The organism is Rhodococcus sp. SJ-2, assembly GCF_053750035.1.
Window position 1 is genome coordinate 143,845 of record NZ_JBSMJG010000002.1, and the last position, 23,272, is coordinate 167,116.

General features: G+C 65.2%; 26 protein-coding genes and 1 pseudogene. 10 read left to right on the forward strand and 17 right to left on the reverse strand.

The window, feature by feature from the left end; all coding sequences use genetic code 11:
* Positions 1-15: 15 nt before the first annotated feature.
* From ACSYG9_RS27760 to ACSYG9_RS27810, 11 genes are all read right to left on the reverse strand, one after another.
* Complete coding sequence (locus tag ACSYG9_RS27760; RefSeq protein ID WP_432793409.1) at positions 16-1,521, reverse strand: SCO6880 family protein; 1,506 nt, start codon at positions 1,519-1,521, stop codon at positions 16-18.
* On the reverse strand, positions 1,518-2,756 hold the full coding sequence (locus tag ACSYG9_RS27765) for a hypothetical protein (protein WP_432793410.1): 1,239 nt from the start codon (positions 2,754-2,756) through the stop codon (positions 1,518-1,520). Before ACSYG9_RS27765 ends, ACSYG9_RS27760 begins: the two co-directional genes overlap by 4 nt.
* Positions 2,757-3,055: 299 nt before the next feature.
* Entirely contained in the window at positions 3,056-3,901 is an 846-nt protein-coding gene (locus tag ACSYG9_RS27770; protein ID WP_268965813.1) for a hypothetical protein, read from the reverse strand.
* Positions 3,898-4,503, reverse strand: a complete 606-nt coding sequence (locus ACSYG9_RS27775) for a hypothetical protein (RefSeq protein WP_268965812.1) — start codon at positions 4,501-4,503, stop codon at positions 3,898-3,900. The genes ACSYG9_RS27770 and ACSYG9_RS27775 overlap by 4 nt, the downstream gene beginning before the upstream one ends.
* Entirely contained in the window at positions 4,500-4,874 is a 375-nt protein-coding gene (locus ACSYG9_RS27780) for a hypothetical protein (protein WP_006553222.1), read from the reverse strand. The genes ACSYG9_RS27775 and ACSYG9_RS27780 overlap by 4 nt, the downstream gene beginning before the upstream one ends.
* A gap of 16 nt (positions 4,875-4,890) precedes the next feature.
* Positions 4,891-5,184: a hypothetical protein gene (locus ACSYG9_RS27785; protein WP_006553223.1), complete on the reverse strand. Its 294-nt coding sequence runs from the start codon at positions 5,182-5,184 to the stop codon at positions 4,891-4,893.
* Between the two features lie 18 nt (positions 5,185-5,202).
* The gene (locus ACSYG9_RS27790) at positions 5,203-5,775 is read right to left on the reverse strand and encodes a hypothetical protein (RefSeq protein WP_268965811.1); all 573 of its coding nucleotides are present in this window, start codon (positions 5,773-5,775) and stop codon (positions 5,203-5,205) included.
* Positions 5,772-6,545, reverse strand: a complete 774-nt coding sequence (locus ACSYG9_RS27795; RefSeq protein ID WP_268965810.1) for a hypothetical protein — start codon at positions 6,543-6,545, stop codon at positions 5,772-5,774. Before ACSYG9_RS27795 ends, ACSYG9_RS27790 begins: the two co-directional genes overlap by 4 nt.
* Positions 6,542-7,582, reverse strand: a complete 1,041-nt coding sequence (locus tag ACSYG9_RS27800) for a hypothetical protein (protein ID WP_268965809.1) — start codon at positions 7,580-7,582, stop codon at positions 6,542-6,544. Before ACSYG9_RS27800 ends, ACSYG9_RS27795 begins: the two co-directional genes overlap by 4 nt.
* A 105-nt stretch (positions 7,583-7,687) precedes the next feature.
* On the reverse strand, positions 7,688-8,800 hold the full coding sequence (locus ACSYG9_RS27805; protein WP_432793411.1) for an insoluble domain protein: 1,113 nt from the start codon (positions 8,798-8,800) through the stop codon (positions 7,688-7,690).
* A 33-nt stretch (positions 8,801-8,833) separates the two neighbouring features.
* Positions 8,834-10,483, reverse strand: a complete 1,650-nt coding sequence (locus tag ACSYG9_RS27810) for a cutinase family protein (RefSeq protein ID WP_220667190.1) — start codon at positions 10,481-10,483, stop codon at positions 8,834-8,836.
* 154 nt (positions 10,484-10,637) lie between these two features.
* Between ACSYG9_RS27810 and ACSYG9_RS27815 the strand changes: the two genes are divergently transcribed.
* A complete protein-coding gene (locus tag ACSYG9_RS27815; RefSeq protein WP_432793413.1) occupies positions 10,638-11,084 on the forward strand; it encodes a helix-turn-helix domain-containing protein in 447 nt (148 codons plus the stop codon).
* A gap of 218 nt (positions 11,085-11,302) precedes the next feature.
* Positions 11,303-11,650: a helix-turn-helix domain-containing protein gene (locus ACSYG9_RS27820; RefSeq protein WP_220667188.1), complete on the forward strand. Its 348-nt coding sequence runs from the start codon at positions 11,303-11,305 to the stop codon at positions 11,648-11,650.
* On the opposite strand, the gene ACSYG9_RS27825 is transcribed toward ACSYG9_RS27820, so the two are convergent.
* The 4 genes from ACSYG9_RS27825 to ACSYG9_RS27840 form a co-directional block, all read right to left on the reverse strand.
* Positions 11,647-12,228: a hypothetical protein gene (locus tag ACSYG9_RS27825; RefSeq protein ID WP_308257119.1), complete on the reverse strand. Its 582-nt coding sequence runs from the start codon at positions 12,226-12,228 to the stop codon at positions 11,647-11,649. The genes ACSYG9_RS27820 and ACSYG9_RS27825 overlap by 4 nt on opposite strands.
* Positions 12,225-13,307 carry a hypothetical protein gene (locus ACSYG9_RS27830; protein WP_220667187.1) on the reverse strand — a complete coding sequence of 361 codons (1,083 nt, stop codon included), beginning with the start codon at positions 13,305-13,307 and terminating at the stop codon, positions 12,225-12,227. Before ACSYG9_RS27830 ends, ACSYG9_RS27825 begins: the two co-directional genes overlap by 4 nt.
* 2 nt (positions 13,308-13,309) lie before the next feature.
* The gene (locus tag ACSYG9_RS27835) at positions 13,310-13,798 is read right to left on the reverse strand and encodes an ImmA/IrrE family metallo-endopeptidase (protein WP_220667186.1); all 489 of its coding nucleotides are present in this window, start codon (positions 13,796-13,798) and stop codon (positions 13,310-13,312) included.
* A gap of 267 nt (positions 13,799-14,065) precedes the next feature.
* Positions 14,066-15,010 (reverse strand): hypothetical protein, encoded by a 945-nt coding sequence (locus tag ACSYG9_RS27840; RefSeq protein ID WP_454843069.1) that lies wholly within the window; start codon positions 15,008-15,010, stop codon positions 14,066-14,068.
* A gap of 30 nt (positions 15,011-15,040) precedes the next feature.
* On the opposite strand from ACSYG9_RS27840, the gene ACSYG9_RS27845 reads away from it, so the two are divergent.
* The 6 genes and pseudogenes from ACSYG9_RS27845 to ACSYG9_RS27870 all read left to right on the forward strand — a co-directional run bounded on the left by ACSYG9_RS27845 (position 15,041) and on the right by ACSYG9_RS27870 (position 19,920).
* The gene (locus ACSYG9_RS27845) at positions 15,041-15,823 is read left to right on the forward strand and encodes a ParA family protein (RefSeq protein ID WP_220667185.1); all 783 of its coding nucleotides are present in this window, start codon (positions 15,041-15,043) and stop codon (positions 15,821-15,823) included.
* Complete coding sequence (locus ACSYG9_RS27850; protein WP_006553234.1) at positions 15,820-16,140, forward strand: hypothetical protein; 321 nt, start codon at positions 15,820-15,822, stop codon at positions 16,138-16,140. Before ACSYG9_RS27845 ends, ACSYG9_RS27850 begins: the two co-directional genes overlap by 4 nt.
* 135 nt (positions 16,141-16,275) lie before the next feature.
* Positions 16,276-17,328, forward strand: coding sequence for a DUF2637 domain-containing protein (locus tag ACSYG9_RS27855; RefSeq protein WP_454843070.1), 1,053 nt, complete (start codon positions 16,276-16,278; stop codon positions 17,326-17,328).
* Positions 17,329-17,914: 586 nt separating this feature from the next.
* Positions 17,915-18,115, forward strand: a complete 201-nt coding sequence (locus tag ACSYG9_RS27860) for a hypothetical protein (protein ID WP_220667183.1) — start codon at positions 17,915-17,917, stop codon at positions 18,113-18,115.
* A gap of 100 nt (positions 18,116-18,215) precedes the next feature.
* Positions 18,216-18,995 (forward strand): annotated as a pseudogene (locus tag ACSYG9_RS27865) (IS256 family transposase); the annotation flags it as partial.
* A 430-nt stretch (positions 18,996-19,425) separates the two neighbouring features.
* Positions 19,426-19,920: a MarR family transcriptional regulator gene (locus tag ACSYG9_RS27870; protein ID WP_138846301.1), complete on the forward strand. Its 495-nt coding sequence runs from the start codon at positions 19,426-19,428 to the stop codon at positions 19,918-19,920.
* 114 nt (positions 19,921-20,034) lie between these two features.
* Here ACSYG9_RS27870 and ACSYG9_RS27875 read toward each other — a convergent pair whose 3' ends face one another.
* Together ACSYG9_RS27875 and ACSYG9_RS27880 are read right to left on the reverse strand one after the other, a co-directional pair.
* Positions 20,035-20,892: an IS5 family transposase gene (locus tag ACSYG9_RS27875; protein ID WP_060655371.1), complete on the reverse strand. Its 858-nt coding sequence runs from the start codon at positions 20,890-20,892 to the stop codon at positions 20,035-20,037.
* A gap of 123 nt (positions 20,893-21,015) precedes the next feature.
* Positions 21,016-22,014, reverse strand: a complete 999-nt coding sequence (locus ACSYG9_RS27880) for a PIN domain-containing protein (protein ID WP_220667115.1) — start codon at positions 22,012-22,014, stop codon at positions 21,016-21,018.
* A 344-nt stretch (positions 22,015-22,358) separates the two neighbouring features.
* Between ACSYG9_RS27880 and ACSYG9_RS27885 the strand changes: the two genes are divergently transcribed.
* Together ACSYG9_RS27885 and ACSYG9_RS27890 are read left to right on the forward strand one after the other, a co-directional pair.
* Complete coding sequence (locus ACSYG9_RS27885) at positions 22,359-22,718, forward strand: hypothetical protein (RefSeq protein ID WP_039584627.1); 360 nt, start codon at positions 22,359-22,361, stop codon at positions 22,716-22,718.
* An 86-nt stretch (positions 22,719-22,804) separates the two neighbouring features.
* Positions 22,805-23,260 carry a hypothetical protein gene (locus tag ACSYG9_RS27890; protein WP_308257117.1) on the forward strand — a complete coding sequence of 152 codons (456 nt, stop codon included), beginning with the start codon at positions 22,805-22,807 and terminating at the stop codon, positions 23,258-23,260.
* Positions 23,261-23,272 lie beyond the last annotated feature (12 nt).

Sequence of the window (23,272 nt, forward strand, 5' to 3'; positions counted from 1 at the left end):
GACAGCGTCCTCCTCCTAGTTGCTCAGGAACGACGGGATAGTGGTGTGGTCGGGCGCGATGACTCCGACACCGAGGGAGGCCGCGAACGCGGCGGCCTGCCAGCACCACGAGCGGCGGATCGTCAGCCGGCTCTGCCGCGAGAGGTCCTCGACCAGGGCGTCGATCTTCGGCACATCGGAGCTGCCGGCCGGTTCGGTCACGGTCACCAGCACGCCGAAGCGCACCATCCCGGCACCGCGGGCCTGTTCCATGCGGGCCTGGGCCGTGGCCGCCAGCTCGATCTGCGACTTCGCCGAACCGATCGATCCGTTCTTGAGCGACCCACCGTGCGCTTCGGCCATCGCGTTGCGGTAGTCGCTATCAGCGATGTCGGTGGCTTCCCCGGCCGAATGCGGGCGGTAGATCACCGAGACCCGCTTGAGCGGCACCGCCTCGTTCGGGGCCAGCAGTCGTTGCAGTACCCGTTCGGTCACTGCTCCCTTGGGGGCTTCGCGCATCTCCCAGGTCACCGACACCGCACCGTCGTGGACGTATTTGCCGCCGTCGGCGCTCTCCAGCGCGGTCCGCGGACCGCAGTCCTCCCAGGTCAGCCCGGTGCCCTCGCCGGAGTACACGCCGGCTTCGACATCGACGAGCGAGGCCGGGTCGTAGGAGCGGCGCACGAACGCCATGATGTCGTCGGCATCCATCGGCGAGCAGGGCACACCGGAGCGGGCCGCGGCCGCTGTCAGGGCGGGCAGACGCCGGCCGAGTTCGACAGCCTGCTCGGAAGGGTCCTGTTTGCGTTCGGTGGTCTTGGCTTCGAAGGTGATCGCGATCCTTGCTGCGAGGCGGATACCGCCGGAGGTCAAGCCGGTGGCGAGCTGGTAGGCCGCATCGCGGGCCAGCTGCGGGGCGTCGGCGCGGGTGTTCTGGTGCACCGTTTCGTACAGTTCGATGCCGGTCTCGGGCAGCGTCTCGACGGTGGTGACCACCGCGAGGATGTCCGAGGTCTCACCGGCCCCGGACAAAAACTGTGCCCAGTTGCCGACATAGTGGTCGATCACGTCCTGGTCGACGGCTTCGGCGCCTTGGGGGTAGGCGTCGAAGACGACGGTGTAGGCGCCCCGGCTGGGCATGTGGATCATGCCGAAGGTGCGCCCGTCGGAGTCGATGCCTTCGTAGAGCTCGGTGTCGCCGAGCACGCCGGGAAGTCGGTAGGCCCGCCCGGGAACGCGGGAGAACGTGCCCGAGGCGTAGGCGTGTTCACCGCGGCGGCGGCCGCGCCAGAACTGGAATCGCATCAGTGCCCTTTCGTAGCCGGAGCGGCCGTCACGGGAGATGACCAAGGGGATAAAGCAGACGATCACCGGGATGGCCAGCAGTAATGCGACCCTCATGCCGAGGAACAGGCCCGCGATGATGACGACGGCTGCGGCGGCGATCCCTGCGATCGAGGTGCCGAAGGTGGCTCCGAGCAGGCCGGTGCTGCGGGGTCGGCGCCAGTTGCCGTAGGTGTTGAATGTCGGCTCGTTGCTCACTGTTCGAAGCCCCCTCGGTTGAACTGGTGGCCGGCTCCTGTGGCCACAGGCGCATCGGAGCCGGAGTGACCGGAACCGCCCGCGCCGGAGCTGCCGGATGCAGCGGCGCCGGGGGTGCCCGAGTCGTTGCCCTGCGGGCCACTACTGCCGACGGTGGCGCTGCCGCCGGCGGACGGAGTTCCGTTCTGATTGCCGTCTGCCTGTCCATCCCCGGCACCTCCTGCGGCACCGAAACCGGACGGGGTAGCCCCACTCGGAGAATTCGAGATGCTCGTCGAGGTGGTGCTGGTGGTCGCCGCGCCGGATGCTGCGCCGCTGGCACCGCCGGTGGCGATCATTCCGCCGACCTTCGCGCCGACTGCGGCCGCGCCGGCGGCTGCGGCCAGGCCGCTGCCGCCGCCTCCGAGTGCGCCGATGTTCGGGACGATCAGGCGCATCAGGGCGGGCAGCACCAGCGCCGCGGCGGACAAGGTGATGACCCCGGACAGGGCCATGAACCCGTCGCCGTTCTCGGGGTCGGTGATGGTCGGGGTGGCTTCGAGGAACAGGATCGCCGAGACCCCGATCACGAACGCTCCGACCGGTTTGACCAGCAGGAATGCGATCGTCCAGGCCAGCATCTTCTCGTATGCCTGGCTGCCGACCTTGGTGCCTCCGGCGGCGCCGGCGATCGGCAGCGCCGCTGCCATGAGCACGAGGATGCCGGTGCGCAGCAGCATCAAGAACGCCATCATCAACCCGCCGAGCATGCCGATGATGCCGATCAGGAACAGCAGGCCCACACCGGCCGGACCGGAGTACAGAGTGATCGAGACCATCGCTTCGGCCAGGCGGGACGGGTCGGAGCCGACCGCACTGTCCATGAACCACGCCGAAATCTGGTCCGACAGTTCGGTGCCGAGCACGATCAGCGTCGATGCTCCCCCGGCGAGCACCGCCGCACGGGCCATCTGTTTGAGGCCCTCTTCCGAGGTGTCGCGGATCGCGCCGGAGCGGGCCAGTGCCAGCCGGCCGCCGAGCAGGATCAGCGACAACGACAGAGCCGCGACCTGGATGTAGAAGGTGTAGTCGTTGACCGTCGCTACCGTGGCCTGGAAGGTGTCCCCGTCCATCTCGGTGCCGGTGATCCACCATCCGAGCGCGAACTCGAGCACCGCGACACCGGCGTTGCCGATCCACAGCGCCGTCTTCTCGACCGCACCCGTAGCAACTTCGCCGAGTTTCTCCTCTGCCATGTCCACGCCTGCATCGAGAGCGCCGCTCACGCCCTCTTTGCAGGTCGGGAGATTGACTCCCAGAGCGTCATTAGCCCATGAGGTCAGATCCGACATCGCGGCAGTAGTGGGTAGTGCGCACGCGACCAGATCGGTGACGACTTCCGTGCCGCTGGGGGCGGAATCGTCTACGTAGTCCTCGAAGGTCCCGCTCGTGGTGCCTTCGGTCGAGTCGGTTTCCTGCGCAGATGCCGTGGTGGCGACCGACAGAGCAACGAACAGAGCCAGGAGCGTGAGGACAGCACTGCGTAGGAAGTGCTTCACCACCACGACGACCACCCGGCCGCGTCGATGGGTTCGGTGCCCTCTCCCATTGCCACCGGATCGATCTTGAGAACCCATCCGGACCCATCACGCCAGACCAGAGGAAGCTTCGAGTAGGAGATCGCGGTCGAACCGTCGCTCTTCTGTACGGGGCGGCCGAATTGCACGAGCGTCAGGTCCGGGTTGAACAGAACTTTGACCATTGGCAACGCCGAGGCCGGCGAACTGTCTGGGATGCCCAGACTGGCCTTAGCCGCCTCACCATTCGGGTCCGACAGCAGAGCGGCTTCCACGAGCATGTTCGTTCGGTCTGTGCCCGAGGCGAAGTAACCGCCGTAATGAGCGGCGGCCAGCGCAGCTCCCTGCGCAGTACGCGAGAACCCGATGGCGACACCGTTGTCGGTGAACCCGGTAGGTCCATCGGACGTCGAGAACGGCAGGTCCATGTTGCCGTGGATGCGCTGGAGCATCACCCCGCTGGGGGCCTGGTTCGCCGGGCGGTTCCCGCTGGCGAGGGTCTCGGACAGGATCACGCCGTTCGGGTCGAGCGGCACGTAGATGACACGGTTTGCTTTGTCGAAGACCGGGTCCGGTTCGAACAGTCCGTCCGTGTCCTGGGCCGTGGCGCTACTGCCGGTGGTCGGATCGAGAGAGACCAACGGCTCTGCGTCCTCGCCCCGGAAGACCATCACCAGGCTGACCACGACACCGACGACGACGATGACGGCCACCGCCGCCAAGCCGATGGTGAGTTTGGTGGCCGACGATGCGCGTTCGTTCTCGGCGTCGAGCGAGCGAGTGTTCTTCTCGTGGGTCGAGTCGGTGGTGTTCTGCTCGGTCACTTGCGGGTCTCCTCGAGATCGACCAGCTTCGACGGCACTGCGTCGAGAGCGGTGATGGTGGTAGCGGTCTCGTTGGCCAGGTTCAGTCGCCAGTCGTCGTCGATCCACACCACCTCGGTGGTCGCAGAGGCGAGCGAGCCATCGGAGAAGCGCTGCACGACACCGACGGTGGCGGCGGTGTCGCTGTAGTCGGTGATGGTGTAGCCGACGATGGTCGGCACCATCTCGGGGTCGGTTCCCGAAATCTCCACCAGCCCCCGGTGGGCGGCGTACAGGTCGCGGCCGTCGCCGGGTGCGGCGACACCGGCCAGGATCTGGGGCCAGGTGCGATCGGAAGCGGTGGCCAGCTGCACCGACTGGGTGATCGCCGCCAGCGCCGCTCCCTGTGGGGTGTGGCTGAATCCGGCGAAGGGTTCCCATTCACCGTTGCTGGGGCCGTCGGTGGTGCCGATCGGAACCTCGATCCCGCCGACGGTGATCCACCGGTTGATCTGCGGTGGATCGGTGATCGACAGCTCGGACTCGGGGGTGTTCGATCCTCCGCAGCTGGTGGCAACCAGCGCCACCGCGACCATTGCTGCTCGCGCCCACCGACGCTTCATCGTTCGTTCTCCTCGTTGCCGGATTGCTGTTGTTGTTGCATCTGTTCGAGCTGGTCGATGACCGTCGGGGAATGGCCGCTTCCGATCTGCTGGGCTTGGGGCCCTTGGGCGGTGGCCAGCAGGATCGTGGCGATGGTCGCGGCCACGCCGCCGGCGAGGATCGCACCGATGTTCGCTGCGACGAACTCTGCGGCGGTGGGGGATTCGATGCCGGCACCGTGCTTGTGGTCCCAGGCCAGGCGTCCGCCGACGAAGATCACTTTGGCCACGCACAGGATGAACACGATCCCGGCCGCATAGCCCAGCAGCGTTTGGAAGCCGTCGACGACCTCGCCGGGAAGGGGAACGACCCCTTGAGCGGATACCTGCATCGCTTGACCCCCGCCCTTACGCCGCAGAGGTGACGGCGGAAAGGATCTGGTTCGCCGAGATCGCCACGATCGCACCGACAAGCGAGCCGACGAGCATCTTCGGTGAGTCCCCCGAGCCGTGCTGCCACTTCTCCCACGCGAATTTGCCGCCCGAGAAGATCAGGGCCGCCACGCAGGCGAGCGTGACGCCCCACAGCAGCCAGTTCAGCAGTTTGAGCAGGCCGTTCGCGCCGGGAGGCACTTCCGGGTTGATGTCGAAATTGACGGCACCCTGTGCGAGATACGCGGTATCTACAACCGTCTGGAGCATGAGTTGTCCTCCGTGTGATTACTGCACCGACCACAAGGTCGGCAGACTCGATTGGATTGCCGTGACGATGCCGACCCCGGCAGCGATCACGTCCTCGGGAACGTCGATGACCGCTCCCTTGGTCTGGATGGGCACGCCGTCGAGGGCGCGCCAGGTGGGAAGGCTCGATCGGGCAGCCGAGGCCAGGAAGCGGTGCCAGCCGATCGACCAGTGCGCCTGCACTGCGCCGGTAACGATCGAACGCAGTTGGCGCACATCCTTCGGCAGCGGACCGGCAGCGTTGGCCACGGTGACCAGCCCGAGCAACTCGCAGGGCAGATCGCGGGTGCGGTGTTCGAGGATCAGATCGTGGGCGCTGGACAGACCCTGGATGGTTTCGCGGCAGACCACCACGACATACGGTGATTCGACCTCACGGTCGGTGCCGCACGGCCACTGGTGCTTCGCGTCGTCGGCGAAGCTCCAGTATTGGGCCAAGGTGGAGACGCCGGATCCGCCGTGTGCGCCGAGCAGCCACACCGCCGGGCCGGGAGCCGGAACCGGGTACGGCTCGACCCGAGCGTCGAAACTGATGCGTTCTCTGCTGCTCATGCCAGCTCCTCCGTCCCGGTCCGGTGGTCGGTGTCGTGGTGGTCGGCCTCGATGCGGCCGAGGGCGTCGAGCACGTCGGTCCAGGCATCGATCGACTCGATCGACAGATGCCGGTGATCGACGGTGCCGGGGCGAGCCAGGCTCGCATCGAAGGGCACTTCGACGAACCCGGCGGTCAACGGGGTCAACGCCTCCCGGATCGGGGTCAGATCGACCAGGCGCTGTGGAAGCTGATGCGCAATCGACACCACCGTGCGGGAAAGCACGTGCGGTCCGTAGGTGCGCATCAGCCATTCGAGGCCGTCGCGCATCCGGCTCAGCGGTTCGGATCGAGCCGGGGCGACGACGACGATCGCGGCACCGGCCTCGATCAGCGGAGCCAGACGGCGCGAGCGCAACGCCGTTCCGACATCGTGGATACGGGCGAGATGACGATCGGCGAGCAGGCTGTCCACCAGCACCGAATCGGAGGATTCTCCGTGACCGACGACCACGGCACCGGCCGTGCTCAGAGCCATACGTGAACCGAGCTGACGGATCGCCCGGGATGGGTCGATCGGTTCGACCCCGACACGATCGAGCAGGTTCCCGCCGCCGAAGGTGCCGTCGATCGCCGCGACCTGAACATCGGTTCCCAGACGCAGGGCAGTGGCCAGGCCGAAACAGGTCGTGGTCGCGGCCGCTCCCCCGGATCCGGCCACCACCACGGCCGAGACCTGTTCGGGCTGCTCGATTTTCGGGCTACGCCGAAATGCAACAACGTTGTTCATCGGTTCTCCACGTTCGCGATCTTCACGCCGCCGTCGGCGGGCATGGTGGTGATCCACTGCTTGTGGATGCCTTCGTCTCCCACAGGCGGGAACTTCAGCAGCACATCGACCGACCAGCGGTTGGGGTCCTCGGTCGGCAGCACGGTCACGCAGTGCTCGGTCCCGGCCGGGACAGCGTCGATGAAGCTCTGAATATCGTTGCCGGGCAGGACCATCAGCTCTGCGACGGCCTCGCCGTCCCGCTGGACGTAGTAGGCGTGCTCGAACGCCTGGATCACCGCCGGACCGGAATCACGTCCACCGGGTCCGTTGCCGACGATCCGGCCGGGTTCGTCGACCGGGGCGCACCACGCCGGTGCCGCCGCGGTCGCGGTCGTCGAGGGGGTGGTCGAGGGCGAGGCCACCACCGAAGAGGACGGCAGCGGCGGCGCCTGTGGTTCGTCGGTGCTCCCGGCCATCGTGGTCACCACCGCAGCGGAGACCACTGCCAGCACAGCGACACCGCCGCCGACGAGCATCCAAGTGCGGGACCGATCGCCGCCCCGCTTCGCGGGAGCAGCGGCAGCGGTATCGGTGACCGGCACGGCGGGGGCGCTGGTGGGGGCCTCGGCCGACTCGGGGGCCGGAGTCGGCCGGGGAGGACGGGCTCGGCCGATCGCGGACTTGAGACCCCCACGGCTGCGCTGCGAGATCACCAGCGGACCTCGCGGAATGTGGACGCGCACCCAGTCCGGGGCGGTGGCATACGGGTCGTCGCCGGCGTCGGTGTCAGGGTGTGGGGCGGCGCCGTCCGGGTCCTGTGGGATCGGGGCCGGTGCAGTGTCGGCGACGGGGGTCTCAGCAGTGCCGATCGGCTCCAGGTCGGTCTGGATGACCGCATCGTCGTCGGATTCCCAGGTCGTCTCGGCAGCGACCGGTTCGAGGTCCGAGGAGGCGACCGCCGCGTCGGCGATCGTCTCGTCCGGGATCGGGAAGTGCACCGATCCGGTGTCGGAGTCTTCGATGGGAGTCGGTTGCGGCCCGTAGTGCTCGGTCACGTCCGGGAAGAGTGTGCCTCGATTGTCGGTCGACAATTGTGTTCCCCCTCGTCGAGTGGTGGGGGCGGGGCGTGCCCGCCCCCACCGGAAAACTGTTCAGGCAGCTCAGGCAGGCACGATGCCGTCGCCGATCGCGGTGGAGATCATCTCGGCGGCAGTGCCGGCCGAACCGCCGAAGAAGGTGTCCAGTGCGTTGTCCACACCGGCGATCACGCCTTCACCACCGGGCTGGACCTTGACCCACTCACGGACCTGGGAATCGACCTGCGGAGCGGTCTGCACGACGTTGCGGACTGCGTCGGCGGCCGCCTGTCCGACCGGGCCGGAGGACTGCCACTGCTCGACCGTGGAGTCGGCCTGCTCGGTGAGCACGTCCTCCCCTACGTCCGGCAGTTCCACCTCGATGGGCTGACCTTCGTCGTCACCGGCACCAAAGGCGGTTCCGGCAGCCAGGCCGGCCGCGCCACCGAGCACTGCGCCGGGAACCGCACCGACCGCAGCGCCGATCGCTGCTCCGGCTGCGGTCCCGGCGACCCCGGTGGTGACCTCGGGCAGCACCGGAATCGGCAGCGGCACCACACCACCGGCGGTGGCACCGGCGATACCGCCGATGGTGCCGCCGATCAGAGCACCAGGAACGGCACCGGCCGCAGCACCGGCTGCCGCACCGGCCACCGTCGCGCCGATCTGAGCAGCAGCGACACGATCGGCACGGCTGGCTTCGATACCGACCGACTTGTAGAACGTCGCCACATCCGAGCGGATCAGACCGGCGGTGTTGTTGGTGCGCTCCCGGTCGTCGTCGGTGACCCAGTTCGGCTGGTTGAAGTGAATGTCCCCGACCATGATCTTCTCGGGCGGAGCGATGTAGATCGGCTCCGGGGTGACCGGCTGCGGAGCACGCAGCTCCAGCGGGTCGATCGGCGGCGGAGAGGACTGCCGCTCGTAGCGGTTGGTGTCGTAGTTGTAGTCCGGCAGCGGCGCATACTCGCGCTGCTGCGCCGGCGGCGGGGTCCAGTAGATCTGCTTGGCCGGAGGCTTCGGCGCGCTGGTGGTACCGCCCTGAGTGGACGGTGCCGGGGTAGTGACCCCGCCCTGCGAGGGCAGGTCGACCGGATCGGCCGAGGCCAGGCCGGTGCCCGCTGCCACGATCGCGGCGGCTGTGGCGGGCACGACGCTCGCCTTGGCGATCCGTGACGGCCTGTGATGCTTGCTCATACTCGCTTCTCTTTCTTGTGTGTCAGGCGTGAATCAGTTGAGTTCGGCGGCCGAGATGCCGCCTTGATCGAGCACCGTCGGTCCCGCGTCGACCACAGTCGTGGTGGTCACGGCCGGTTCCGAGGTGGTGGTGGTGGTGGACGTCGCCGTCTGTGACGACGGGGTGGTCGAGGTGGTCGCCGACGGCCGGACCGTCGTGGTGGTCGGAGTCGTCGAGGTGGAGGTCACCGTCGTGGACGTGGTGGAGTCGGCCGCAGCGCTGAGATCGGAGGCCACCGCAGCGAGCCAGGACGCAGCGAACCGGGTCGGAGCCTGCCCGCTGGCCGTGGCCGGGACCGACCCGTAGGAGCCGTGTTCGGCGGCGACATTGCGCACCGTCGTCATCGCCACCAGGTCGAACGCGTCCCGGTTGGCCTTGACCTCGTTCTGCACGACCTGAAACGCCTGGCGCACCAATCGCTGCGAGGTCGCCGGCGGGACCAGCTCGGGCAGCACACTGACCGTCTTGGCCGCGAGCACACCGAAGGCCGCCGCCGGATTGGCCAGCCCAGCCGCCGCGACCGCCGCGATCGTCTCCGGGGTCAGCACCTTCTTGACGACCGTGACCGCCGCGTTGATGCCGATCAGCCCGACCTTCATCAACGCTGCGGTGACTTCCTGCCCCGTCGGCGGCGTCGCCCGAGGATCGGATGCCTCGGCCAGACGCTGCGAGATGGTCTTCTTCGGCTGGACCGAGATCGCCGACAACGCGCTCCTCGGCGCCTGAATGTCCTGGTTGACCACATCGACGGCGGTCTTGAGCGCCGTCGACGCCAGTGCCCGTCCGACCGTGGAGATCGCGACGAACGGATCCCCGCCGACCTCGACCTGACCGGCGACGTTGACCACCGCCCGCACGACCGGGGCGTTCGCCGGCGCATCACAGGCCAGATCCCCACCCTGGCACCAGGACGACACCCGCCCCGACAGGCTGCCGTAGCTGCTGGTCAGATCGGCCACCGGCCCGATGCCACCCCCCTCGGGGGCGGTGAACGACACCGACGACAGCGCCTTGACCGCCTCTCCCCTGGTACCGGGAACCGGTGAGGGGGCCGTCTGCGAGGTCCCGGGGAACAATCCCGATCCGGGGCTGCGGGTCGGCGCGCCGAACAAGGCACCGGCTGCGACCGAGCGGGCCGGAACGACCCCGGTGCCCTTGCCGACCGACCGCAGGAAGTTCGACGCGGCATGGGCGCCCTGGGAGAAGCCGACGACGGCGAGCTTGGCCGAGGGGCACTGCGAGAGCACCTTCTGCGCCGCCAGCGACAGGTTCTCCTCCCCCGCGGTCACCGACTCGACATACGACTCGGTGCCGCCGGGCGTCAGACCACCGAACGAACCGGGATACGGCACATACGCCCGGTCCACGCTCGCGCCCAGCTGGCGGGCCTGATCGAGCAGCGGACCCATGATGTTCGAGAGCATTCCGGTATCGACCTTCACCGGCGCATCGGGCGAGGTCTCGGTGGTGCCCTGCATCCCGAGCACGTACAGATCCGGGCAGTCCGAGACCAGCTCACCGAGCCAGTGCGGTTCATCGCCCGTGCTCGACTGGGCATAGGCCGGGGCGGTACCCAGGCCGGCAGTAGCCAGCACAGCCGCCGAAAATGATACGGCCGCAAAGCGTTTGGGCCACGCGCTCATATTCCCCTCCTTCACGGCTACGACCTTACTCCAGATCGAAGTTATTTCCCACAGTTATTTCCTACAGAATGTCGGCGGTGATTTCCACCTAGCTGCGCATATGCGGCAAAGTTGGTGCGAGAGCTACCGGAGTGGACCCGAGACGGAGGTGAGTGTGCCGCGCCGCGCCCTGTACGGGTTCGATCCCACCCGGCTCACCGAGGTGCGCCGCGAACGGGGCCTGTCCCGCTCCGACCTCGGACGCTTGTCCGGGGTCACGTACAACACCATCCGCAGCTGGGAGACCGGCGAGGGAGCACCGAGCCCGAGCGCGCTCGAACGCGTGGCCTCAGTCCTCGACGTCGCAGTGAGCGAACTCGCTGTCGTCCCCGACGATGTGCAGACCCTGGCGAGCTGGCGGACCCGACAGGGCCTGGCGCAGGCCGACATTGCTCACGAACTGGGGTTGTCGAAGTCCACCTACTCCCGCCTCGAACGGGGCGAGCGCCCGTTGACCGATGCCGAATGCCTGAAGTTGGCACGCATCTTCGACACGACCGAGGAACAGGTGAGAGCGCTGTGGATGCGCGCTCACCGACGGTCGGGCAGACCGACGCGGTGACCCCGCCAGCACATTCACCCACACTCCTGCGTTTCGCCGACCATCCGATCGGAAACCCCCCGAAGGCCAAAATCACGATCGTAATATTACCGTGGTGATAGACGATGTACGTGGTGGAGTCCCCCACGGCGGCGAGTCGGTTCACGCATTGGGGGTGGTTGTAGATTTGACAAGCCCGGTTCACCTGGCCGTTGTCGAGATTCACGAGGAGGTCCACCGTGGCGACGTTCGCCGAAAAGCTCCGCTATCTGATCGACAATGTCCATCCCAAGGACCGGGGGCCGTTCACCATGAACGAGATCGTCGATGGCATCCGCAGCAACGGCGGATCCATCACCCAGGGCTACATCTCGATGCTGCTCAACGGGCAACGCCCCAATCCGGGACTGAAAGTCGTCCAGGATCTCGCCGACTTCTTCCGCGTCCCGCTGCAGTACTTCGCAGACGACGACTCGTTCGAAAAAGCTGTGCGGTACATCTCGTGGGTGCAATCCCTGCGAACCGAGGACGTCGAAGCGGCTGCTCGCACCTACAACCCCTACGACGACGAACCCACCCGGCCCTAATAGGGGAAGTTCACGATCGCGAGATACGTCAACGGCGCAATGACCAGGCCGGTGACGGCACCGACCGCGATTTCTTTCCTCGTGTGATGCTTCAACCTCATCCGGGACCATGCGATCGCCGGCGCGAGGACCAATCCGGTCCACCACCAAGCAGACAGTGCGAGCGCGAGGACAGCGACAACGCCGCACCACACCCCCAAGTGCACCGACGCCTTGACGCCGACCCCACTGGTCCAGACTCCGATCCCCACCAGGGTCACCAAGCCCGCGCACGTCAGGGCGATCATCTCTTTCGGCCCCTGAGCTACGAGCTGCACGACGAGCGCCACAAGCACCAGGACGAGGATCGCCCCGATCAACCCATGACGTTCCGAATGCTCCGTCACGTGATGGTTCCCGATCCGATCACGCACCATCCCCCACACGATCAACGCCATCGGCAACACCCCGGCGAAGAGCGCAACGAAGGCGCCCCAGGCCGGATGACCGATCGCGAAACCGAGAATCAAGCACGACGCGATATTGACCGTCCACGGCGCAGCGATCTCGGTCAGCACCCTGGCCACCAGGTCTTTCACTTTCGCATCTCCGCCTTATCGCAGAGGTGAATATCCTGGAACGCCCTACCGACGGCGCGCACCCACTTCACCGCATCGAACCCAACCGGGGGCCGCAACCCATCGACCCCGATGCCTCCGGATTCCCCTGTATGCACCCATCGCGCGACCGACTCCGGAGTGGCCGGCAAGCCATGTTCGGGCAACTTGTCCACATCGGCCTGCATCGACAGCGCATCAAGCACCTCATTCGCCCGGTCCGCGGTACGCCGGGACGGATCGAACGAAGCCCACGACCCCCGGATCACCCCCGGCCAGCGTTCCTTCACTACCACCATGTACAGCTCCGCGAAGTCCCGACGCTGCTTCTGACTCCGGAAGACCCCCTCGATAGAAGACCACAGCAGCCCGAACGTGGTCAGAACCGCTCCGATCAGAGCCAGTTGGGTCGTCAGATCCAGCGCATACGTCGAGGTCTCGACCCACCCCAGGCGCGCCGCGACGATGTAGCCGCCCCGAATCCACGCATACGATGCCAGCACAGCAACCCCACAGGCCAGGATCGCCAGCCCCCGCCCTGAGGGCGTGCCCAAGTCCCAACCCAGCAACACGACCACAGTGATGACGGTGCACAGCACCGCTGCCACCCCCATCACGAAGGCCGCGGAGTCGGCATAGCCCGGCAGATGCACGTAGAGCTCGTCGAACTGGTAGCCATCGGTCGCCTGAGGAGCGTCCTCCGCCGAGAAGAACAACGCGACCGCCACCGCGGTTGCAGCCGTCGCTCCTGCCGACAGAGGTGCGATCCACCGCCGCTGGCGATCCACGTCGGGCACCCGAAGCGCCACGATGATGATCGACGCGCCGAGACAGATTCCGAAGAAGATCCCGTGCTTGACCGCCGACGTTGCGTTCGCAACCCCCACTGCCTCGCTGATGAGCCGATCGACCGCACCGACATTCACCGTCGTGTGCAGCGCCATAAAGATGAACACCACAGCGGTACCGAGCGTCAGAACCGAGCGCGAAGTGCGCCAACGCCACCACCGAGTGAGAGCCACCCACCACAACAAGACCGACACGACGATCGAAGCCAACACCGCTACAACGCCTCGTTCAGCAACGATCGAATCCGAGCCGACCGAGCCCCACCTGCCCCGGCAATCCGCCGACACAACTCCGATGCGAACGCCTCCGCCTCCACCTCGAGGCGCCGCCGAGGCTCGTCGAGACCGTCGAGCTGGCCACACTCGCGCAGCATCAAACTGGCCATGTCATGCCACTCCGGGGGAAGCGTCCGTTTTGCAGTCTCCAACGCGGGCACCCCCCTGTGCCCCAGCAGCATGTGCCCGAATTCATGAGCAACGGTCCGATCGGGAGTCGCGACCCACGGGGCGTAGTGAATCTCGTCCCGTTCCGGATAACTGCGCCAGAGCCCGAAGACGCCAGGGGCGAGATCGTCACTACGGACCACCTGCAAGGGACGGTCACGGAGCCGCTCGATCGTCGGAATCAGCCCGAAGACGGACGCTGCTTCATGCCCCCGCGCATGTGCAAGTAGTTCGCTCACTGCACCCACTACCGGGTCCATAGACGCCCTCCCACTCCTCGGCGCCTCACATCGCTCTATAAGAACTCGGCACACAACAAGTCGAGGGGTCGCAGCGATCGCGTCGACAGCCGACATCCCCCCGACGGAACATCGGCGAATCCGGAGATTCGACCGTGGGCATCGTACCGAGTTCTACGGGTTCAACATGTGATATGTGGCACCACGTATGCAGATGCGCGCACGACGATCGCCCCTCCCCCGCCACCCGTCGTAGTAAGCGGCCCTACCCATCCATCCCGGAGAAGGTCAGCAATGCTGGCCTACCTTTTCGTTTCTTCTGTTGGCCGGCCTTGTCGGCAATGCCATCGACCCTCTCCCCATGAAGGATCGGGAGGAGCGGGTGATCAGGCCCCTTTCAGATAAGCATTCCGCGTCTCGTGCATGCACTGCGTGCAATGCGTGTACGTCACGCAAGTGGGCTGCGCGTGCAGAGCGATCATTGCGTGCATTGCATGTCTCGCGCGCATTGCGTGCATTGCGTGCACGCGATGCATATGTTGCGTATGTTGCACGGCGTGTCTGCAACGCAAGCCACGCGAGATACGCAAGGATTGCACTGTCGGCACGCCACGCACGGCACGCCTGCAACGCAAGCCACGCGAGAAACGCAAGGATTGCACTGTCGGCACGCCACGCACGGCACGCCTGCAACGCAAGCCACGCGAGAAACGCAAGGATTGCACTGTCGGCACGCCACGCACGGCACGCCTGCAACGCAAGCCACGCGAGAAACGCAAGGATTGCACTGTCGGCACGCCACGCACGGCACGCCTGCAACGCAAGCCACGCGAGAAACGCAAGGATTGCACTGTCGGCACGCCACGCACGGCACGCCTGCAACGCAAGCCACGCGAGAAACGCAAGGATTGCACTGTCGGCACGCCACGCACGGCACGCCTGCAACGCAAGCCACGCGAGAAACGCAAGGATTGCACTGTCGGCACGCCACGCACGGCACGCCTGCAACGCAAGCCACGCGAGAAACGCAAGGATTGCACTGTCGGCACGCCACGCACGGCACGCCTGCAACGCAAGCCACGCGAGAAACGCAAGGATTGCACTGTCGGCACGCCACGCACGGCACGCCTGCAACGCAAGCCACGCGAGAAACGCAAGGATTGCACTGTCGGCACGCCACGCACGGCACGCCTGCAACGCAAGCCACGCGAGAAACGCGCCGTGATGCAACACGGACTCGGATCATCGACTGAAAGGTGCGCAATGCAACCACGCAAGATCGCCATTGCCAATCAGAAGGGCGGCGTGGGCAAGACTGCAACAGCACTCGGCCTGGCCAGTGCTGTGTCAGCGAATGGGGGCAAGGTCCTTGTCGTCGATGCCGACTCTCAGGGCAATGCCACCAACGGCCTCGGTGTGACCGTCGAAGGCGACATGCTCACCACCTACCACCTGATGAACCAGACCGTCGAAGGTGGCGCGGCAAATGCCGTCATAGCGACCGACTGGGGCGGAGTCGACCTGATTCCCGCAGACGAGGAGCTCGGCAAAATCGAGTCCGATGGCTCAAACGACCTGGTTTTCCGCCTCGATGTCGCCTTCGAAGGCCTGGATCTGAGTCCCTACGACGTCGTGCTGTTCGACTGTCCACCAAGCTTGGGCAAGGTCCTGTTCGCCGTCCTCATCGCTTGTGACGGGGTGGTAGCTGTCACCGAACCGACGATCGACAGTGTGCATGGCGTCGAACGCCTCGACGAAACCATCCGTACGGTGCGCAAACGTGCCAACCCTCGCCTCAACTTCGACAAGATCGTTCTCAGCCGCCGCCGCGGCACCGCCGAGCACAACTTCCGGGAGACCGAGCTGCGGGAGGTCTATGGCGATCTCGTAGCCCGCACGATCATTCCGGAACTGGCGACTCGTCAGGACGCGCACAGCGCACGGACACCGATCCATCAATTCCGAGGTGGTCGCGCGATTTCTCTTCAAACCGCCTACAGCGATCTTCTTGCCGAACTGTCTCTCACCACTGGAGGTGCATCGTGACCGCACAACGTCAGCCGGCGATCCGCAAGACCCACCCCGCCGAAGAACTGCCCGAACGCCCCACGCGCATCGAGCAATCAACGCCCGCGCCGACCCCAGTACCTGCACGTTCGGTCACGCCGTCAGTGACGGGAAGCGACACCGATCCGGCAGAGGGCCTGTCGGCGACGCACAACACGCGAATCCGTCCGAGCATCAAGGCGCGGCTGCGTAGGGGAGTGGACAAACTTCGCTACGAGACGGGAGACCGAACCATCAGCGAGGCGTCGATTACCGACAAGGCGCTGCAGGAGTATCTCGACAAGCACGGACTCTGACGTAGCACTACGAGACCCCCAGCACTGCGTGCGTTGCAGGCCCGCGACGCACGCAGTGCAGGTCCCTACGCGGCTGCAACCGCAAGGGGACCGTTGACCAGGACTACCCCCCGTCAGGAAGGACACCATCCGGTCATGCCCGACGATACAACCCCGCCCGCAACCGCGTTGCGAACCGAGCTGCCCGTGAGTCGACAGATGACACTGGCGTTGGTGACTGTGGCCGCCATGACCCTGTTCATCGCAGCGCTGTCCTTCATCCTGTCGTTTGATGCACTTCGAGCCTTGGCGATCGAGGTCGGTGTGCAACCGGGACGAGCATGGATGGCGCCGGTTGCCATCGACGTTGCCCAAGCTGCTGCAACCGCCGGCTATGTCATCTTCCGCATCTCCGGCCGCGGCCGATACACCCTTGCGTACTGCGCCACGTTGGCCGTGGTGACGGTGTTGTTGAGTGTGGTCGGCAACGCCTTCCATGCCTGGCAGACAGCTGAGCGCAACCTTGCCCGAGTTGCAGCAGGGGAGGACCTCGGGTTCGTTCCGCAGGCTCCCTGGATCGGAGCGCTGTTTGCCGCGATTTTCCCGCTGCTGTGGTTGGCGTTGTTCCACTTGTTCGTGATGATGATCCAGCGCAACCAACCCTCTCCCGGTACTCCGGCGCTTACCAACACCGTGGCGCCCGCTTCGACTGTCTCTGCCACCGCGCCTCGGACCGCGGTGCGTCCCGAGCCTCGTGCTCCCGGAGACGGCGCAACCGCTGACGGCGGTCTGGCAACCCCTCACAGCGCCGCGCACGCACCGTTGCAGGGCGGGCCCGTGACCGAACAGAGCGATGCAACTGCTTCGGGAACACCCGCCTTCGCCTGCAACTCGGTTGTCGAGCCGACAACAATGGGACAACCGGCGGTGTCCGTCACGCGCAACGGATATGCGCAGACCCAGGAGGGATTGCTTCGATTCCTCGCTGACTCCGGGTTCCACGAGACCGTGCAAGTCGTGGCATCGATGATGATCAAGTCCCCGCAACTGCGGCAGATCGATGTTGCTCACCGATTGCAGATCGACAAGTCCACCGTCAGCCGGCGGTGGCGGCAGTTCTGTCAGGCGGCCGAAACCGAAGGGTTTCTGGTCCCGCCATTGCCTGCAATCGAGACCGCTGATCCGGTGAAAGAGCCCTCCCTCGTCTAGACCTCCGTATCGGAACCTTGCCCCAAGCGGCGGCGGAGAACGCTGTCCGCCGCCGCCTATGTACTGCGACCGGCAGATTGTGCGGAAGGTCGGGGCGGTGACGATGAGGATGGAGCTGGAATGCCGAAGAGAGATGCCGTGTACTTCATTGACGGCCGTCGCATTCGGTCGCTTGAGGATTTTCTCCCTGTTGTGGGCGAAGCAGTATCGGGGCCCGGTGGGTATTTTGGTCGCGGCAGTCTCGGCGGCACAGGCCACTTCCTTCGAGAGTCCGCCGCGGTCTGCAAGCTGACGCTCCCAGAGCGCCATCGGTGGGACACGCAGTGGCTGTCCCCATGGCCACCGCGTATCCGTACGACAGCTCCTGAGGCACCTACTGACATTCCGTGCGGTCTGCCGCTGACATCGAGTGACGTATCGCCAGGTCGACCCGCTGACAAGTTCGTGCGGCCTCTCAGCATCGGTCAATCCGAAGGGGGTCCGGGGCGGATCGCCCCCCGGGAAACAGGACACTCCTTCGATCTCGGGCGCACCCACCGGGATAGAGCAGAGAGCGTGTCGGAGACTTCTCGTAATCTCTTTGAGCATGGCCGCCATACCGGAGACGTTGCATCACTACACGACGGCTGCGGGTTTGATGGGAATCTTTGAACCTCGCGATTTCCGCGGTTGGGAGGTTCCCACCACCTGCTCGCTCACCCTGTGGGCGACGGATGCGCGGTATTTGAATGATGCCCAAGAGTTGACGTTCGCGGCCAAGGACCTCGCGGAGTTGAGTCCCCGATGATGGTGTAACGCGGTTGCCGGCCTCGTCGTAGTAGACGTGGAGCGGCCACCGCGTGATCTTCGAGTGAACCCTTCACAGCACTCTCGAACGGAGCATCACGGTGACCGCACCTCACATTGTCGACCCTGCCGGCCTGCTTGGCGAGGCCCTGGCGGAAGCCTCCCCGGACCTCATGCGCAACCTGCTGCAGACGGTGATCAACGCGCTGCTGTCCGCCGACGCCGACGCGGTGGTCGGTGCCGAGTGGGGCCAACGCAGCCCGGACCGGACCGCGCAGCGCAACGGCTACCGGCACCGCGACCTGGACACCCGGGTCGGCACGATCGACGTCGCGATCCCCAAGCTGCGCACCGGGACGTACTTCCCCGAGTGGCTGCTCGAGCGGCGCAAGCGGGCCGAGTCGGCGCTGATCACGGTGGTGGCGGACTGTTATCTGGCCGGGGTGAGCACCCGCCGGATGGACAAGCTCGTCAAGCAGCTGGGCATCAACAGCCTGTCGAAGTCGCAGGTGTCCCGGATGGCCGCCGACCTCGACGCCCAGGTCGAGGCCTTCCGCCACCGGCCCCTCGACGAGGCCGGACCCTTCACGTTCGTCGCCGCCGACGCCCTGACCATGAAGGTGCGCGAGGGCGGGCGGGTCATCAACGCCGTGGTCCTGATCGCGACCGGTGTCAACGGTGACGGGCACCGCGAGGTCCTGGGCATGCGGGTGGCCACGGCCGAGACCGGGGCGGCGTGGAACGAGTTCTTCGCCGACCTCGTGGCCCGCGGCCTGGCTGGGGTCCGGCTCGTGACCTCAGACGCGCACGCCGGCCTCGTCGAGGCCATCGCGGCCAACCTTCCCGGCGCCACCTGGCAGCGCTGCCGCACCCACTACGCCGTGGCCGGTGGCGGAGTAGTAGATGATCGACAGCTTGGTCATGTCGGTCCTTTCCTGGTCGGTGATCGTGTCCTGGTGAACAGGGTCGGTGGCCGGGGCGCGTTTCCTGCGCATCAGGCGGCGAAAACTGAACTTCATGGCACTTTCCATCGGTTTCGTCCGGATCCCCGCAGACACACGAGGTGCGGGAGTCGCCCGGTGGTCACTGTAATGGAGGTGGTTGAACTGTCAACCTCTTTCCTTCGGTTACCGGCTTTTCGCGGGGCGACACTAAGGTTCGAGCCGGCAGACCCGGCCGCACCCCGGGCCCGGCGTCTGCGCCCCCAGGGGGATACCCCGGAGCGATCGACCAAAACTGATTGCGCGAGCAACTGCACGAAGTGGTGGAAAATATAGTTGCCCAGTCAGCTACATTGGGTAAACTGGACATATGACCGACACACGATGGCTCTCCGACACCGAACACGACCTGTGGCGCACCTACCTCGACGCCACCCGCCTGCTGCTCCAGCAGCTCGATCGCCAACTCGTCCGCGATACCGGAATCTCGTTCACCGACTACGAAATCCTGGTGGTGCTCTCCGAAGCACCGCAGCAACGGCTGCGGATGCGCGAGCTGGCCGAGGCGAGCACGGTCACCCGCAGCGGCATCACTCGGGCGGTCACCCGCCTCGAGAACGCCGGATGGGTGCGGCGCGTGCACTGCGAATCCGACAAGCGCGGCGCCTGGGCCGAGTTGACCGACTGCGGCGCGGCCACGCTCGCCGCCGCTGCTCCCGGACATGTCGCAGCCGTGCGCGCGAACATGCTCGACCTGCTCAGCCCCCGCGACATCACGACGATGACCTACCGATTCGATGAGATACGCCGGCACATTCTCGACGACCACGACCCTCGGGACGCACCCGACGCCACGGTCGCCTGACAGGCCGTCGTACCCAACAGTGCGGAATACCTGCCCGCCACACCGCACGTCAGATCAACATCGTGGCGAGCGCCACGCAGACGAACGCCACTAAGAGCGACCGGCAATTGATGCTCACTTGAGTCGGCGGGTAGTAGGCCGGGTCGGCCACCGGTAATGGGTACGTGCACGGTTGATCAGACGCCGGAGCACGGTCAGTGCCGCGGCCAACGCGAGATAGAAGTCGACGATCGCGGCGCGTTTGTCTGTGCACCGCCGGAGCTTGCCGAATCCGTTCATCCACGAATGCGTGCGCTCAACGACCCAGCGTTTGCCGGCCTGGATCGGAGCCGGGATGCCCTTACGGGCGATGTCGTAGTCGTAACCCAATTCGTCGAGCAGGTCCCTCGTCCTGGCCGAGTCGTAGCCGCGATCGAGGTGCACGCACGAGTGCTGCGGCAGCGGGCCGACCATGTCCGGTACCGCCCGGATCGTCGGTTCGAGCAGCGGCGAGTCGTGCCGGTTCGCGCCCGCCGACACCATCGCCAGCGGGATCCCTCCGCCGTCGCACACCACCGAGCGTTTCGTGCCCCGCTTACCGCGATCGACCGGGGAACGGCCCGAAACCTCGCCACCACACGGTGCTTTCGTGATCGACCCGTCGACCGACAAGTGATCGAGGTCGAGGCCGAGCATCCGGTCGTACGCGGTCAGGGCGGCGCGGAGCACCTCGACGCCGATTCCTTTCGCGGACCATTCGGTCAGTCGCCTGCGGATGGTGCGGTCCGAGCATCCGACGGTGGCGATGCGTTCGTAGCCGCTACCGTGCACCAGTGCGGCGAGGATGTGCTCGAACACGACCCGGTCCGACACACGGCGGCGGTGGCAGCCCCAGGGATGTTTCGGATCGAACTCGGGACGTTCGTCGGTAGCGAGCTGGGCGGAGAACTCGACCCATAGGGGTTCGATGAGACAGACTGGCAGCAGAGGCACGGGTACTCCGGGTGATCGTGGGACTTCAGCAATCACATGATCGACTCGGTACCCGTGCCTCTACCTGTATCGACACGCCGGAACGTTCCCTGCGTTGGGCGGGCTCATCATTTGCCGGACGCTCTAAGTGTCCAGAAAATCCCATTCACTGCCGAGGACCCACCTCAGGGCGGAGAGCTTGCCATTCAACATCCCAAGCTCAAAATCACTGTAGGGCCCGAGCATGTCCTTGCCTTCAAACTTCTCTTCAATCCGCGTGCGCGCTGGCCCTGCAATTTCCTGCTCACGTTTCAGTTTGGCGGCATTTCCGTCTCTTCGCCACCTGATATCCGCTTGAAGACTGCGATGGTACCAAATTCGATCAAAGAGATCATTTTCTGCCGATATAATCTCGTCCAATCGCCGGGGGTCTTCATGAAATTCATAGTGTTGGTTAATATCGGATAGATGGTCCTCACCGAAATAATCAGAAAGAGCTTCAAGCAAACCGTCTACCCCAAGTCGATAATCCGAGCCTTCGGTTGCAAACATTCCAGCCAGGTCTGGGTGGGGCAGTCTTCGGTCACCGTTGGAGACTGAAAAATCTTCATGATTGGTGGTCACGAATGCGTGCGGGTCTTGCAATAGGTCTACTTCTGCCACAGCAGTTGCGTAACCTTCAATGATAAGCGCGTCTGCGACACTATTCTTGCCTTTATGGAATGGCGCGCGTTTTTCAAGCCCTCGTTGGACGACATTCATTCGTTCGTTATCAGTGGAGTTCAAAGTAACTCCGGCCTTTAGAATCTCCTCGATATCGTCAAAATTGCGGGTCGTCATCGCGCCTATGAGCGGAGCGTGATGTGCAAGTTCACCAAGTGCGTCATGCGTCTCAGCGTGAGCGCCACCACCGTACTCCCTAACCTCCCTTCGTAACGAACGGAGTCTGTCGGCCAGGCTAGTTGTAATCGAAGACTCCACCCGAGGACGGTTTCTGGAGAACTCTTCAATAACCACAGGCGGGACCAGAAGCCGAAGCTCACCGTCACGGATTAGCTCCGTCATGGTGTAGATCATCTTTTGTCCGTCGCGGCGCTTGGCGAGGTCCAGCCAGGTTGAGGTGTCAACGAGGAGCTTAAGCACGTGGTGAGCCTACGAGACGTTGACGGCGACGAGAACACCGTCAAACCTAATCAGATGGTGCTCGGCTGGCTGGCCGCTGCGGTACCGATATCGATGCCGCCTTCGCCCACACCCTGCTCATCGAGCTCGCGACCAGGATCAGTGGTGTCAGATCGTCCACGAGCTGACTGGTGCAGAGAACAGAGACCTCTATCCCGGTGCGATGGGGTGGCACCGCCGCTCTGGGTCCTGCGCTCGAAACCATGCTGGTTGGGGATCGTCAAACAGCACACCCCTCCCGTCCCCGCCAGCTTCCGCTATCATGGGATTAGTTTGGATTGTTGTTTAATCATTAGGACTAAATCATGGACAGTTATAGCGAGTTGCGAGCGGCGGTGGTGGACGCCGGCGTCTACACCACGACGATGGAAACGCTGAAGCGGATCCAGGACGCGGGACGACTAGGGATCCACGTCCGGTCCGCCATCAGCCGAGCCCTGGCCTCCCACGGGATCGGGCACCTTCCTGCCGAGTTGCCGCCCAATCAGGACGACGAAGTCCGCCTCTACCTGCTCGGCACCCCCATCGCCGATGTGGTGAGCGCTGTCCTGACTCCCAGTGAACGTGGGGATGCGATGTTGCGTTCCGTGGGCTCGTCCGATGCTCAGGAAAAGCTCGCGGTCATCCGCGATATCGTGTGCGGTTCCTCCACTGAAGGAGCCTGACGTGATGGCACCTTCCGAGGATGTGGGGGCGGGCCGTGCATGTCTTTGTTGACGAGTCCAAGCGCGACGACTACATCCTCTGCGCTGTGACCGTCGTACCGTCCGGCGTCGACGAGATGCGCAAACGGATGAGAGAGCTGTGTCCCAAGGGGAGCAGTCGAATCCACATGAAGTCCGTGGACAGAAAGACAGCGCCCAAGATCGTGACCGAGGTCGCGAAGTTGAACGCCAACAGTCGCCTGTATGTGGTCAAGTCACGCAAGCTTTCCGAACGCGAGGCGCGGGACCTCACGCTCACTGCAGCGGCTCACGATTTGGTGGAGCTGTCGGCAAGTCGTGTGGTCATCGAGTCATGCGATCAAGATCGGGAAGACAATCGGGTGATCCGGCAGGCGGTAGGTCCGCAGGCCCCGTTCGAGTACCTTCACGATCGTCCGAACAATCCGTTGCTGTGGCTTCCCGACGTCCACGCGTGGGCATGGGGTCGGGGTGGGTCCATCCGCCGCAAGATCGAGCACCGCATCGAGGTCATTACCCTCTGAGATACGCGAAGG

Bases quoted from the DNA above. Each gene is read 5' to 3' on its own strand.
- ACSYG9_RS27795 (WP_268965810.1), bottom strand. From the start codon at position 6,545: ATGAACAACGTTGTTGCATTTCGGCGTAGCCCGAAAATCGAGCAGCCC.
- ACSYG9_RS27885 (WP_039584627.1), top strand. From the start codon at position 22,359: ATGGACAGTTATAGCGAGTTGCGAGCGGCGGTGGTGGACGCCGGCGTC.
- ACSYG9_RS27790 (WP_268965811.1), bottom strand. From the start codon at position 5,775: ATGAGCAGCAGAGAACGCATCAGTTTCGACGCTCGGGTCGAGCCGTAC.
- ACSYG9_RS27835 (WP_220667186.1), bottom strand. From the start codon at position 13,798: ATGGACCCGGTAGTGGGTGCAGTGAGCGAACTACTTGCACATGCGCGG.
- ACSYG9_RS27765 (WP_432793410.1), bottom strand. From the start codon at position 2,756: ATGGCAGAGGAGAAACTCGGCGAAGTTGCTACGGGTGCGGTCGAGAAG.
- ACSYG9_RS27845 (WP_220667185.1), top strand. From the start codon at position 15,041: ATGCAACCACGCAAGATCGCCATTGCCAATCAGAAGGGCGGCGTGGGC.
- ACSYG9_RS27805 (WP_432793411.1), bottom strand. From the start codon at position 8,800: ATGAGCAAGCATCACAGGCCGTCACGGATCGCCAAGGCGAGCGTCGTG.
- ACSYG9_RS27780 (WP_006553222.1), bottom strand. From the start codon at position 4,874: ATGCAGGTATCCGCTCAAGGGGTCGTTCCCCTTCCCGGCGAGGTCGTC.
- ACSYG9_RS27855 (WP_454843070.1), top strand. From the start codon at position 16,276: ATGCCCGACGATACAACCCCGCCCGCAACCGCGTTGCGAACCGAGCTG.
- ACSYG9_RS27870 (WP_138846301.1), top strand. From the start codon at position 19,426: ATGACCGACACACGATGGCTCTCCGACACCGAACACGACCTGTGGCGC.
- ACSYG9_RS27810 (WP_220667190.1), bottom strand. From the start codon at position 10,483: ATGAGCGCGTGGCCCAAACGCTTTGCGGCCGTATCATTTTCGGCGGCT.
- ACSYG9_RS27785 (WP_006553223.1), bottom strand. From the start codon at position 5,184: ATGCTCCAGACGGTTGTAGATACCGCGTATCTCGCACAGGGTGCCGTC.
- ACSYG9_RS27860 (WP_220667183.1), top strand. From the start codon at position 17,915: ATGGCCGCCATACCGGAGACGTTGCATCACTACACGACGGCTGCGGGT.
- ACSYG9_RS27775 (WP_268965812.1), bottom strand. From the start codon at position 4,503: ATGAAGCGTCGGTGGGCGCGAGCAGCAATGGTCGCGGTGGCGCTGGTT.